Annotated in this window: 12 protein-coding genes; all 12 read left to right on the forward strand. The window is 35.4% G+C overall.

All coding sequences use genetic code 11. The features are described from left to right. Positions 1-33 precede the first annotated feature (33 nt). A complete protein-coding gene (locus LC076_RS11595; protein WP_226669040.1) occupies positions 34-681 on the forward strand; it encodes a PspA/IM30 family protein in 648 nt (215 codons plus the stop codon). Positions 682-985: 304 nt separating this feature from the next. Further along, entirely contained in the window at positions 986-1,726 is a 741-nt protein-coding gene (gene liaF / locus LC076_RS11600) for a cell wall-active antibiotics response protein LiaF (protein WP_226669043.1), read from the forward strand. Further along, positions 1,723-2,766, forward strand: coding sequence for a sensor histidine kinase (locus LC076_RS11605; protein WP_226669046.1), 1,044 nt, complete (start codon positions 1,723-1,725; stop codon positions 2,764-2,766). The genes liaF and LC076_RS11605 overlap by 4 nt, the downstream gene beginning before the upstream one ends. Next, positions 2,759-3,394, forward strand: a complete 636-nt coding sequence (locus tag LC076_RS11610; RefSeq protein ID WP_226669050.1) for a response regulator transcription factor — start codon at positions 2,759-2,761, stop codon at positions 3,392-3,394. The genes LC076_RS11605 and LC076_RS11610 overlap by 8 nt, the downstream gene beginning before the upstream one ends. Before the next feature lie 219 nt (positions 3,395-3,613). Beyond that, positions 3,614-4,453: an STAS domain-containing protein gene (locus tag LC076_RS11615; RefSeq protein ID WP_226669053.1), complete on the forward strand. Its 840-nt coding sequence runs from the start codon at positions 3,614-3,616 to the stop codon at positions 4,451-4,453. Positions 4,454-4,845: 392 nt separating this feature from the next. Next, positions 4,846-7,023, forward strand: a complete 2,178-nt coding sequence (locus LC076_RS11620; RefSeq protein ID WP_226669057.1) for a DNA topoisomerase III — start codon at positions 4,846-4,848, stop codon at positions 7,021-7,023. A gap of 40 nt (positions 7,024-7,063) precedes the next feature. After that, on the forward strand, positions 7,064-7,528 hold the full coding sequence (locus LC076_RS11625; RefSeq protein WP_226669058.1) for an SRPBCC family protein: 465 nt from the start codon (positions 7,064-7,066) through the stop codon (positions 7,526-7,528). A gap of 282 nt (positions 7,529-7,810) precedes the next feature. Then, complete coding sequence (locus LC076_RS11630; protein WP_226669061.1) at positions 7,811-8,785, forward strand: nuclease-related domain-containing protein; 975 nt, start codon at positions 7,811-7,813, stop codon at positions 8,783-8,785. Between the two features lie 309 nt (positions 8,786-9,094). Continuing rightward, a complete protein-coding gene (qoxA, locus tag LC076_RS11635; RefSeq protein ID WP_226669063.1) occupies positions 9,095-10,039 on the forward strand; it encodes a cytochrome aa3 quinol oxidase subunit II in 945 nt (314 codons plus the stop codon). Positions 10,040-10,093: 54 nt separating this feature from the next. Next, the gene (gene qoxB / locus LC076_RS11640; protein WP_226669067.1) at positions 10,094-12,037 is read left to right on the forward strand and encodes a cytochrome aa3 quinol oxidase subunit I; all 1,944 of its coding nucleotides are present in this window, start codon (positions 10,094-10,096) and stop codon (positions 12,035-12,037) included. A gap of 3 nt (positions 12,038-12,040) precedes the next feature. Beyond that, entirely contained in the window at positions 12,041-12,637 is a 597-nt protein-coding gene (qoxC, locus tag LC076_RS11645; RefSeq protein WP_226669070.1) for a cytochrome aa3 quinol oxidase subunit III, read from the forward strand. A 1-nt stretch (position 12,638) separates the two neighbouring features. Then, positions 12,639-12,929 (forward strand): cytochrome aa3 quinol oxidase subunit IV, encoded by a 291-nt coding sequence (qoxD, locus tag LC076_RS11650; RefSeq protein ID WP_226669073.1) that lies wholly within the window; start codon positions 12,639-12,641, stop codon positions 12,927-12,929. The last annotated feature ends 363 nt before the right edge of the window (positions 12,930-13,292 follow it).

Consider the following 13,292-nt stretch of genomic DNA (forward strand, 5'->3'; position numbering starts at 1 on the left):
AATTAAAAACCATATTTAAAGGAGAGAAAAATAATGGCAAACATTTTTTCAAGAATTAAAGATACAGTAGCAGCTGATTTACATGAGGCAATCGATCAAAAGGAACAAAAAAATCCTATTTCCGTTCTTAACCACTATTTAAGGCAATGTGAAAATGAAACGGAAAAAGTTCGTAAGCTTGTTGAACGTCAATATTTATTAAAAGAAGAATTTAATCGTGAATATAAAGAGGCGTTATTTTTAGCTGATAAGCGCAAACACCAAGCAGAAATTGCAGCAAAAGCTGGAGAATCAGAGTTGCATGAATTTGCTTTAAAAGAACAAGCACACTATGAGGAAAGAGTCGCACGTTTAAGCGAATCTCGCTCTCAAACGAGCCGTCAGCTTGAAGAACTAGAACAAAAGTATGAAGAAATGAAGCACAAATTGAAAGATATGCAAATAAAGCGTATGGAATTAATGGGTAGAGAAAACATGGCTAGAGCTCATCACCGAATGAACAAAGTGGTTGAGCAAAACAGTTATTCAACAAAAGCATTTTCTCGCTTTGACGAAATGGAAGGCTATCTTGATCGCCTTGAACATCAGGTAAACTCGACTTATCACCGTAATACAATCGACGCGCGAATTGCACAGTTGGAAAAACAATTAAAAACAGAAGAAACAAATACAGTTTCTTAAACAAAACATGGTATTCTTAATAAGGCGTAGTTATCTACGCCTTATTATGCATGAATATGATTAAGATTGCTTTCTAAAACTTTGTTGTTAAAAAAATTCTTAGTAAATAGCACTGTATAATTTTAGTGGCATCTTTTTTTCCTAGATTACTACCTTTTGTGCTATTAAATTAGTGTTTCGATTGCATAATTAGGTCCATTAACCACAATCTTTTAGAAAAGAGTCATTATTAACGAGAAATATTAAATAAATCTATTATCTATCGATTAAAATTTAGTAAAATATAAAAGGAAGGAGGATATCAATGATGATTCAAAATAACGTAAAATCTGAATACTTCAATTGGATGATTTTAATAGGAATTCTCCTCCTTTTTTTAGAGGTTTTATTTTTTAATGGTGGATTAATTATTACATTTATCTTATCGATTGGGTCTATTTATTTAGGGCGAAAATGGAAGCCGCGATTTAGTGGTAAGGTCTTTTTTTGGATAGGATGGATATGGTTTATTATTACAATCCTCAATATGATGACATTTCGTTACTTCTTATGTGTTGTTCTACTCTATTTTATCATTCAATTTTTCCAAACACAGCAGCGTCCAAAGAAAATTAAACCAGTTATTTTCGAGAAATCAAGTGAGCCTTCAACCGAACTGTTAAAAGAACGAAAAAAATTATTTAATAATCGCTTTTTTTCTAGTCAAGAAACACCTGAATATGTTTACGAGTGGAATGATGTCAATATTCAGGTAGGCATAGGGAATACAGTGATTGATTTAAGTGAAACTGTATTACCTAAAGGAGAATCGGTTATATCCATTCGCAGCATAGTAGGAAATGTTACAATTCTTGTGCCATATGAAATAGAGGTGCATATAAATCACTCAATAATAGCAGGATCAATGGTAATTTTTCAAGAAGAAGAGCAAAGGGTTGTAAATGAAAACCTTATTTATGAAACCGAAAATTACCACTCATCTGAACAAAAGGTAAAGCTTTTCACCTCACTTATCACAGGTAGACTTGAGGTGAAGCGAATATGAGCATTATCCAAAGGCAAATATTAAGTGGAGCCATTTTTTCGCTTGTTTTTTTTATCTTATTATCATTCATGTTTTTTATGGCTTTTCCTATCGGTAATTGGGGTTCATTATGGGAAGAAAAGGTACTGGACTTACCTTTTATATATATTGTTCCAAGTATTAGTATTTTAATAGGGGTTTCTTATGGAGTGATATCAGGATTGTATTGGCACAAACAGCTAAATTCAGTAGATATTGCCATGCGTGAGTTGGAGAAAGGTAGAGCCATTTCTGCTGAACCACACTCATTACCTGAGGTACAAAGTATTTGGAAAAAGATTGATAAGGTCCAAAAACAGATCCTAGAACAAACAAAGCTATCTCAAAAGCTAGCAAATGAGAGAGCAGAAGATCAAGAAAAAAGAATTCAAGAAATGGTCTCACAAGAGCGAAATAGATTAGCTAGAGAATTACATGATTCTGTTAGTCAGCAACTTTTTGCTGCCTCTATGATGATGTCTGCGATAACAGAATCTAGATCTTCAACAGATGATCGAGAATCGAAACAGTTGAAGTTGGTTGAAGAAACCATTCATCAGTCACAGCTTGAAATGAGAGCACTTCTTTTACACTTACGTCCCGCGGCATTAAAGGGAAAAACGTTACAAGAAGGAATTCAAGAGTTATTAGTTGAATTAATGCAAAAGGTGACGATGGATATTAAGTGGAAAATTGAGCCGATTTCTTTAGATAAAGGTGTAGAAGACCACTTATTTCGTATACTACAAGAATCAGTGTCAAATACATTAAGACATTCGAAGGCATCAAGTTTAGATGTATTACTAATTATTCGAGATGATTTTGTCATTTTAAGGGTATCTGACGATGGTGTGGGCTTTGAATTAGAGGAAGAGAAAACCGGGTCTTATGGTTTGCAAAATATGCATGAGCGCGCGATAGAACTTGGTGGATCTATGAAAATTGTCAGCTTGAAAAATAGAGGAACACGTTTAGAAGTGAAAGTTCCTGTACTTGCAGGAGAGGGTGATAAAGATGATTAATGTAGTGTTTGTCGATGATCATGAAATGGTAAGAATAGGGGTTTCCTCCTATTTATCCGCACAACCAGATATTGAAGTCATTGGTGAAGCAGATAATGGTAAAACAGGTGTAGAACTTTGTTTAGATCTCCGCCCTGATATCATTTTAATGGATTTAGTCATGAAAGAGATGGACGGGATAGAAGCGACTAAACAAATTATTGAATCTTGGCCAGAAGCTAAAATTATCATTGTGACAAGCTTTCTTGATGATGAAAAAGTGTATCCAGCACTTGAGGCAGGAGCAACAAGTTATTTACTAAAAACATCAAAGGCAAGTGAAATTGCCAATGCCGTACGCTCAACCTTTCATGGTCAATCAATACTTGAGCCAGAAGTCACTGGGAAAATGATGATGAAAATGAGGCAAAAAGATGTTATTTCTTTACATGATCATTTAACATCAAGAGAGATGGAGATTCTCATGCTGATGACACAAGGGAAGACGAATCAGGAAATAGCTGATGAATTATTTATTGCTCTAAAAACAGCAAAAACTCATGTGAGCAATATTTTAAGCAAGCTCGAGGTTCAGGACCGGACCCAGGCTGTTATCTATGCTTTTAAACACTCGCTTGTCAAAGAGTAATATCTTAATCATTTATATTATAGGCTCTTTTCTAAAACGATTTGTTGCTATGTAACCAAAATTCGTAGTGAAAAACAGTGTTATCCCGCAATAAAGGTACTATTTTATGAAGAAAAGATGCCACTATATACAGTGCTGATTGCTTAGGGTATTTAAAAGCAACAAAGTTTGCGAAAACAGCCATATGATAAAAACAATACAACTGGGGAGAGACGAAGGATGCATAGAAATAATGATTTATATGAATTTCTTTTGGAAAATTCTTGGCAGATGACAGAAGATTGGTATCAAAAAATAGATGATCAAGATCCATTTTCCCTCTATTCGACTGAAGATCCTACGATCATTAAGTCTTTAAAAGAACAAAATCAAGAATATCTGGTTCGTTTACATAAAATATTTGCTACAGAAGAGAATTCGTTTATTGAGGAATTTGAAAAATGGACGATTTCCTTAGCTCAAGACCAAAAGCATCTTGATACAAGTGTTCATTATGTTGTAAGAGAATTTAATCAAACACAAGAAGTGTACCTCTCTTATATTCAAAAGTTCTATCAAGAAAATCAAGAGGCAGTAACGTTGGACCAGTTCTTTACATGGTGTGAATTGGTAAGAAAAATCTTTAATATATCAATCTATATTTATATTGATGAAGCACACAAAAATACTAAGAATCAAATTGCTGCACAAAAGGAAATGATTAATGAACTAAGTTCACCTGTGATCCTTCTTCAAAATAATGTTGCTTTACTTCCGCTGATTGGAGATATTGATACAGCACGTGCCAAATTAATTCTAGAAAATACATTAGCACAATCTGCAAAGTTAGGGATAAGCAACTTATGTATCGATTTATCAGGAGTGGCAATTATAGATACGATGGTGGCACATGAAATTTTCAATTTGATAAAAGCACTTAAGTTATTAGGCATTTCATCGACTTTATCAGGCATTCGTCCTGAAATTGCACAAACAGCTATCCAGTTAGGACTAGACTTTGAGGAAGTACATACTTCTGCATCTCTTGCTCAGGCATTAGAGAAAATAGCAAGGGGTTAAAATGCAACACACCAAATGACTTCCTTTTGCTGAAATTGAAATCATTTTTAATTTTTACATACTCTTATGTTCATCAGCTAGCAGGCTTATACAATCTAAACAAGCATCACCTAGTAGAAAAGAGCTTTACATAAACACAAAAGCAGCTAGTAAGATTCAGCTGCTTTTTACTCATTTCAGTTTGAACTATTTTCTGCCGAATCCTCGATATCTCATACCTTTGTTACCCAATCTTCGTAAAAATTAGGTTCATGGCATACAAGGAGTTGACAATAGCATCCACTATGATCATACAGCCTTTTGAAAAATCTGGTTGCGAAAACAAATTAGATTTACGAAGTAAATACACTTATAATAGAACAAGGACTATGTGTATGTGAAAGGATGTTTAGATGAGTAAAACAGTTGTTTTAGCTGAAAAACCTTCTGTAGGAAGAGATTTAGCTAGAGTATTAAATTGTCATAAAAAAGGAAATGGATATCTTGAAGGAGATCAATATATCGTGACATGGGCATTAGGTCATCTCGTGACTTTAGCTGACCCAGAAACATATGGTGAAAACTATAAATCCTGGCGCCTAGAAGACTTACCAATGCTACCTTCACCACTAAAGCTTGTAGTGATCAAAAAAACAGGAAAACAATTTCAAGCTGTTAAATTTCAGCTTTTACGTAAAGATGTCGGAAATATTGTCATTGCGACTGATGCAGGTCGTGAAGGAGAGCTTGTTGCTCGCTGGATCATTGAAAAAGCACATGTAAACAAGCCAATTAAACGCCTTTGGATTTCATCTGTTACAGATAAAGCCATTAAAGAGGGCTTCCGTAAGCTGAAGAGCGGGAAGGAATATGAAAATTTATATGCATCAGCTGTTGCACGAGCAGAAGCAGATTGGATTGTTGGCTTAAATGCAACACGTGCACTAACCACAAAATATAATGCCCAGCTTTCTACAGGTCGTGTACAAACACCAACACTTGCCATGATTGCCCAGCGTGAGGAAGAAATTCGTAGCTTTAAGCCTAAGAAATATTATGGAATGAAGGCTGTAACAACTGACGGGTTATCACTTACTTGGCAAGATGCTAAAACGAAGGATACAAAAACATTTGCTGAAGAACAGCTTGATCAAAAATTAAAGAACCTAAAAAATAAATCTGCAGTCGTTGTTGATGTGAAAACAACGCCGAAGAAAACCTATTCACCAGCATTATATGATTTAACAGAGCTTCAACGTGATGCAAATAAACGATATGGGTATTCTGCAAAAGAAACACTTTCAATCATGCAAAAGCTATATGAACAGCATAAAGTATTAACATATCCAAGAACCGACTCTCGCTATTTAACAAGTGATCTTGTTTCTACATTAAAAGATCGACTTGAAGCATGTAGAACGAAAGAACATGCTGCGGTTATTGCAAAAATCACAAAACAGCCGATAAAAGCAAATAAATCATTTGTGGATGATCAAAAAGTTTCAGATCACCATGCGATTATTCCAACAGAAGAATCTGTACCAATGAGTGCATTAAGTGATAAAGAAAGAAAAATTTATGATTTAGTTGTGAAACGCTTTTTAGCTGTATTATTACCTGCTTATCAATATGACCAAACAGTTGTAACAGCAGAAATAGGTAATGAGTCATTTTTTGCAAGAGGAAAACGAATTGTGTCTCTTGGCTGGAAAGAGGTATACAGTGATTACAAAGACGAGGACAGTGATGATGAACAAACACTTCCTTCTTTATCAAAAGGTGACAATCTTTCACTAACATCATTATCAAAAACAACAGGTGAAACAAAACCACCAGCACGCTTTAATGAAGCAGCTCTTCTTTCTGCAATGGAAAACCCAACGAAATATATGGCAGGAGAAAGCAAAGAGCTGATCCAAACCATTGGGGAAACAGGTGGACTTGGAACAGTTGCAACAAGAGCAGATATTATTGAGAAATTATATAGTAGCTTCTTAATAGAAAAAAAGGGCAAAGAACTATTCATTACTTCTAAAGGTAAACAGCTGTTAACACTAGTGCCTGAAGATTTAAAATCACCAGTGTTAACAGCAGAGTGGGAGAGAAAGCTAACAAAAATCTCAAAAGGCTCTTTACCAAAGCAAACCTTTTTAAATGAAATGAAGCATTATGCTAAAGAGGTTGTAAATGAAATAAAAAATAGCAAGCAAACCTTCAAGCATGACAATGTAACAGGAAAGAAATGCCCAGAATGCAGTAAGCTTCTTCTAGAAGTGAATGGCAAAAAGGGAAAAATGCTTGTTTGTCAGGATCGTGAATGTGGCTATAAAAAGGGTGTTTCTAAAGTGACCAATGCTCGCTGCCCAAATTGCCATAAAAAGCTTGAACTACGAGGTGAAGGCGAAGGCCAAATGTTTGCTTGCCGCTGTGGTCACAGAGAAAAAATGTCAACATTCCAGGAAAGACGTAAAAAGAATCAAAACAGTAAAGTCTCCAAACGTGATGTTGCACAATATATGAAAAAGCAGGATGATGAGTTTACGAACAATGCACTAGCAGATGCGTTAGCTAAGCTTAATCTTAAGAAGTAATCTCTTGCAAGTGAACGATTTTTAGAATAGGAAGATTAACATGCCAATTATTAAAACGGATATGTTTATTTATGCACCGCGCCACATTTGCTTTGATGTTGCGCGGGATATTGATATTCACACACAGTCAACTAGCCAGACAAATGAACGTGCAATTGCTGGTGTAACGAGTGGATTAATTGGTTTAAATGAAACTGTCACATGGGAAGCGATTCATTTTGGCATAAAGCAAAACCTAACTGTTCGCATAACAGAATTAGATTTTCCAAACAGATTTGTTGATGAATTGGAAAAAGGTGCATTCAAACGCTTTTATCATGTTCATGAATTTATAGAGAAAGAAAATGGTACATTGATGGTGGATTCGTTTGATTACACATCTCCATTTGGCTTTATAGGTAAAATAGCTGACCGACTTTTTCTTGAGCAGTATATGAAGGAATTTTTAGTGACGCGAAATCGGTATATAAAGTTGATTGCGGAAGATAGGTATGGTGGGGAATAGGAAGTAGTGAATTGGGCCGCTTGGATGCGGCCTTTTTTGTGTTTGGGGAAATTGCTGGTGCAGCATAGATAGGAAGATAGCGGGTGGCTTGCTTTGCGAAATTTGTTAGTTGGTGTCGAATGAACGATTAATAGTGAAAGTTGAATGAATAATATCAAAAGTTGAATGATTATTGGCCAAAGTTGAACGATTCTAGGATTCAACTAAAATTTTATATAAAAGAGAGAGGTATTAGCTACTTTTTATAGAAGATATATGTCATAAATGAATGGGGTTGATGAAATGATCGTAAAAGCACGTGAAAAACCACTAGTTATTTTACAACTAGAAGCATTGGTAAGAAGGTTACCACCTGAACATGTTAAACTACCTAGGATAAAAGAGAGTTTATCGAAAAGAAATGCGGGATACAAAGGAGAAAAAGCTGTTGACTATCATCTTGAACAGCTTAAAGAAAAAGATTTCGCAATTTTGAATGATTTACGACTGCAAAATGATGATTACTACTTTCAACTAGATTCTATCCTTATCAATAGTAGCTTTATAATTAATCTAGAAATAAAAAATATTGCGGGAACACTCTTTTTTGACCAAAACTTTCATCAGTTAATCCGCACGTTAGATGGAAAAGAAACTGCTTTTCCAGATCCAATCATTCAGTCGCAGCAGCATGTTACAAAGCTTAAGAAGTGGCTAGTCAATAAACAATTTCCAGACGTTCCAATTATCCCTCTTGTTGTGGTAAGCAATACAAACACTCTCATCCGGACTTCTCCAGAAAATCAACGATTAAGTGACATTGTCATCAACATCAATTACCTTCCTTTTAAAGTCCTACAAATTAAAAAACTCTATTCAAAACAAATTCTTAATGACAAAGATCTGAAGAAATTAGCTAGACAATTGAAGAAAAACCACATCGAACAATTTCAACCTGTTTTACCTAGGTTTGAAATAGATGAAAAAGAGGTACTTAAAGGTGTAATATGTCCATCTTGTAAAACGTTAGGTATGGAAAGGATATTTGGGAGTTGGTGTTACCCGAGATGCCAAACAAAAGATAAAGACGCACATATTCTTGCATTAAATGACTACTATTTGTTGTTTGGTCAAGATATTACGAATAAGCAATTAAGAGAACATATATGTATTTCTTCTCCTACATTAGCTGTAAGAATCCTAAACTCTGTAACCCACTCATCTACCGGATCCACCAAATCAAAAGTGCACAAATTATCCTTACTTGTTAAAGAATAACTATCCAACTAATGCACAACCTCCCAGTACAGTAGTGTTTTTTCCAAAGAAGTGAACAATTTATGATCAAATTATTACGAATTCGTGATCATCCGTTGAACGTTGCATGACACTTCTTTTTATTGATTATCATGAAAGCGAGCATCTGATATTATGTGAGTAAGCAGTTTGTGTGATCTTTCACACAGTTTAATTTAAAATGATATCGAAAAGTAATAAGTTCACTTGTTCACAATTGCTTTTCGGATTTATGTAGCATCAAAAGAATAGATTGAGAGTTTATGTGTTTTTAATGAAAGGAGTACTTGTATGAAAATTAAATTGGCTTTATTCACAATTATTTTATCTGTTGTCACAGTGCTTTCAGGGTGTGAACCATTATTGGTATTAGATCCAAAAGGTCCTCAAGCTGAGAGGTTAGCAAGTGATATCTTACTATCAATGGGCATTATGGTAGGAATTGTTGTTGTTGTATTTGCATTATTAATAATGATGTTAGTGAAATATCGTGCATCTAAACAAGCAGATGATTATGAGCCACCACATATTGAAGGGAATATCTGGGTTGAAGTAATTATGATTGGTATCCCAATTCTAATTGTTGCTTACCTTTCATTCGTTTCTGTTCAGAGTAACTATATCGTAGAGTCAGCACCAAAGGGATATGAAGACAAAGAGCCATTAGTTGTTTATGCTTCATCTTCTAACTGGAAGTGGCATTTTAGTTATCCTGAAGAAGGAATTGAAACAGTGAACTATTTATATATACCGACAGATCGAGCTCTTGAGTTTAAATTGTATTCACATGGACCGATTACAAGTTTTTGGATTCCGCAATTAGGTGGACAAAAATATGCGATGAATGACCATGTCACAACCCTTCATTTAGCAGCAGATGCTCCTGGGGAATTTATGGGTCGAAATGCAAACTTCAGTGGAGAAGGTTTTGCTGAGAATATCTTTGATGTAACAGCCATGTCACAAGAAGACTTTGATGAGTGGGTAGATGAAGTAAAAGAAACAGCCAAACCAATTACAGAAGAAAAGTTCGATGAGTTATTAGAACCAGGACATTTAGGACGAATGACGTTCACTGGTACACATTTAGACTTTTCATCACCACCAGAACATCATCACGGTTCATCTGATCATGAACAAGATGAGACAATGACGGACGATGATATGGACGATTCACATGAAGAACATGATTCTCATGAGTCACATGAAGAAAAATCAGATCATAGTGGTCATTAATAAACGAAACTAGTTTTTCACAATAATTCACTTCCGAAAGGAGTCAAAAATAGTATGGAATTTTTCGAACGCTTTGCCATACCTCATCCAAGTTTACCTATATATATTGCGATGGTCTCTATTGGTCTGACTGTAATAGGAATCATAGCAGGGTTAACGTACTTTAAAAAATGGGGTTATTTATGGCGTGAATGGTTAACAACTGTAGACCATAAAAAGATCGGTATTATGTATTTACTTTCTGCTTTAGTCATGCTTTTCCGTGGTGGCGTTGATGCCATTATGATGCGTGCTCAGCTTGCTGTTCCTGATAATGTTTTACTAGATTCGCAGCATTATAATGAAATTTTCACAACGCACGGAATTGTTATGATTTTATTTATGGCGATGCCATTTATCATGTTCTTTATGAACTTTGTTGTTCCTTTACAAATTGGCGCACGTGATGTTGCTTTCCCACGATTGAACGCGTTAAGCTTTTGGTTATTCTTTATGGGTGCAATGTTATTTAATATTTCGTTTGTTGTGGGTGGTTCTCCTGATGCTGGGTGGACGTCTTATTTCCCACTTGCAGGGAACGAGTTTAGTAAGTCAGTAGGTACGAACTATTATATGATTGCCATTCAGATCGCTGGTATTGGTACATTAATGACAGGTATTAACTTTATCACGACGATTTTAAAAATGAGAGCACCTGGTATGACATTAATGAAAATGCCAATGTTCACATGGTCCTCATTAATTGCTAGTGCGATTATTGTGTTCGCATTCCCTGTATTAACAGTGGCACTTGCAATGGGAACAATGGACCGATTGTTTGGCACAAACTTCTTTACACTTGATAACGGTGGTATGGATATGCTTTGGGCGAACATCTTCTGGGTATGGGGACATCCTGAAGTTTATATCTTGATACTACCTGCGTTCGGTATTTTTAGTGAAATTATCTCTACATTTGCTCGTCGTAACTTATATGGATACAAATCAATGGTAGGATCAATGGTCATTATCTCGCTTCTATCATTTATTGTATGGGCTCACCATTTCTTTACAATGGGTCAAGGGGCATTTACAAACAGTATCTTCTCTGTTACAACAATGGCAATTGCAGTTCCAACAGGTGTTAAAATATTCAACTGGATATTAACACTTCGAAAAGGAAAAATCTCTGTGCCAACACCAATGCTTTACTCATTATTATTCCTTCCTCTATTCACATTAGGTGGGGTAACAGGAGTAATGCTTGCGATGTCTGCTGCAGATTATCAATATCATAATACAATGTTCTTAGTTGCTCACTTCCACAACGTTATTATTCCGGGTGTAGTTTACGCTATGCTTGCTGGATTCACATATTACTGGCCGAAACTATTTGGCTTCATGTTGAACGAGAAGATTGGAAAATGGACAGCATGGTTGCTTTCAATAGGCTTTATCTTAGCGTTTATTCCAATGTATATCACAGGATTAGATGGTCAAGCACGTCGTATGTACACGTACTCTGAGTCTACAGGATTTGGCCCATTAAACATGGTATCATTTGGTGGAGCAGCAATTATGGGAATCGGCTTTGTATTGATTGTTTATAACATTTACTATAGTTTCCGATATGCTTCAAGAGATATCAGTTCAGATCCTTGGGATGCTCGTACTTTAGAGTGGGCTACTCATACACCAGTACCTGAATATAACTTTGCGATTATTCCAGAAGTGAAGTCAGAACAAGCACTTTGGGATGCGAAGAAAAATGGTCACGTATTATTTAAAGGTGAATATGAGAAAATTCATATGCCTAACAACAGTGGCTTACCGTTTGTCTTAAGTTGTATCTTCTTTGTTTGGGGCTTTTCACTAGTATTCAGTCTGTGGATCCCAGCAATTGTTGCAACGATAGGAATTTTTGTATGTATGACTTTGCGTTCATTTGAAAAAGATCATGGACGTTACATTTCTGTGAAAGAAATTGAAGAAACTGAATCAGAATTGCGAGGTGCTTAACAAATGAAAATAGATAACTCGCTTCCACTTGAATATAGCACAGAAGAAAATCGGTTGAAGGTGTTAGGATTTTGGATATTCCTAGGTGCTGAGATTATGCTGTTTGCAACACTTTTCGCATCCTATTTCACATTAGCTGATCGTACGGCAAGTGGTCCAACTGGAGCAGAGATCTTTCATATTGCTCCAGTACTTCTTGAAACAATTTTACTTTTATCAAGTAGTTTTACAATTGGGCTAGCCATTCATGCAATGAGACTTGGAAGACAAAAAGCAATGTTAGGCTTTTTTGGAATTACCCTTCTTCTTGGTTTAGCCTTTTTAGGAGTCGAAATTTATGAATTTGCATTGTATGTTCACGAAGGTGCTGGCATTCAAACTAGTGCATTCACATCAGCTTTATTAACAACATTAGGAACACATGGTGCTCACGTAACACTTGGATTATTTTGGGGAATATTTATTATGATTCAAGTGAAGAAGCGTGGATTAACTCCAGAAACAGCGAATAAATCATTTATTTTCTCACTTTACTGGCATTTCCTAGATGTAGTCTGGATCTTTATCTTTAGCTTCATCTACTTGAAAGGAATGATGTAAGATGAGAGAGTTATTTCCAATGAAACAAGTCATGGGTTTTGCGTTTTCATTAGTTCTAACAGTTGTTGCACTTGCCGTATACTTCTTAGATATGTCATTCGCATTAGGTATGACCATTCTACTTGTAACAGCATTTATCCAAGCTGGACTTCAGCTAGTCGTGTTTATGCATGCTGGTGAAACTGAGGATAAAGCAGCGATTTATACAAACATCTATTATGGTATTTTTATCGCCCTTGTTACTGTTTTCGGTACATTGCTAGCAATGGTTTGGGATATGGGCGGTTATTAAACAAGGAAAGGTATGACTCAAATTTAATTTTGAGTCATACTTTTTTGTTTTTTATGGAGGGTAGAAGTTAACTTTGGAATTATCCAGTCTTATTTGTTTGTCTAAGGAGAAGAGTCTAAATAGGTAGAGGAGGTTAGATTTTTTTGTCGAAAATTGTCTAATCGAAGATAAATCACGAAAATCGATGATAAATTGGAAAAATCGAAGATAAATCCAAAAAATCGGAGATATTCTTCAAAAATCGAAGATAAAATGATCATCCCCTTTTTCCTAGGATCATTTATAAGGTGAAAAGAAATATAATAACGCTTTCATATCGCTCTCCCTACGAAATCCCAAACCAAAATAAAAAAAGACTAGCCA

The sequence above is a fragment of the Metabacillus litoralis genome, from assembly GCF_020524045.1.
GTDB classification, from domain to species: Bacteria; Bacillota; Bacilli; order Bacillales; family Bacillaceae; genus Metabacillus; species Metabacillus litoralis_C.

Bases quoted from the DNA above. Each gene is read 5' to 3' on its own strand.
- qoxB (WP_226669067.1), top strand. From the start codon at position 10,094: ATGGAATTTTTCGAACGCTTTGCCATACCTCATCCAAGTTTACCTATA.
- qoxA (WP_226669063.1), top strand. From the start codon at position 9,095: ATGAAAATTAAATTGGCTTTATTCACAATTATTTTATCTGTTGTCACA.
- LC076_RS11615 (WP_226669053.1), top strand. From the start codon at position 3,614: ATGCATAGAAATAATGATTTATATGAATTTCTTTTGGAAAATTCTTGG.
- qoxD (WP_226669073.1), top strand. From the start codon at position 12,639: ATGAGAGAGTTATTTCCAATGAAACAAGTCATGGGTTTTGCGTTTTCA.
- LC076_RS11610 (WP_226669050.1), top strand. From the start codon at position 2,759: ATGATTAATGTAGTGTTTGTCGATGATCATGAAATGGTAAGAATAGGG.
- LC076_RS11605 (WP_226669046.1), top strand. From the start codon at position 1,723: ATGAGCATTATCCAAAGGCAAATATTAAGTGGAGCCATTTTTTCGCTT.
- LC076_RS11625 (WP_226669058.1), top strand. From the start codon at position 7,064: ATGCCAATTATTAAAACGGATATGTTTATTTATGCACCGCGCCACATT.
- liaF (WP_226669043.1), top strand. From the start codon at position 986: ATGATGATTCAAAATAACGTAAAATCTGAATACTTCAATTGGATGATT.
- LC076_RS11620 (WP_226669057.1), top strand. From the start codon at position 4,846: ATGAGTAAAACAGTTGTTTTAGCTGAAAAACCTTCTGTAGGAAGAGAT.
- LC076_RS11595 (WP_226669040.1), top strand. From the start codon at position 34: ATGGCAAACATTTTTTCAAGAATTAAAGATACAGTAGCAGCTGATTTA.
- LC076_RS11630 (WP_226669061.1), top strand. From the start codon at position 7,811: ATGATCGTAAAAGCACGTGAAAAACCACTAGTTATTTTACAACTAGAA.
- qoxC (WP_226669070.1), top strand. From the start codon at position 12,041: ATGAAAATAGATAACTCGCTTCCACTTGAATATAGCACAGAAGAAAAT.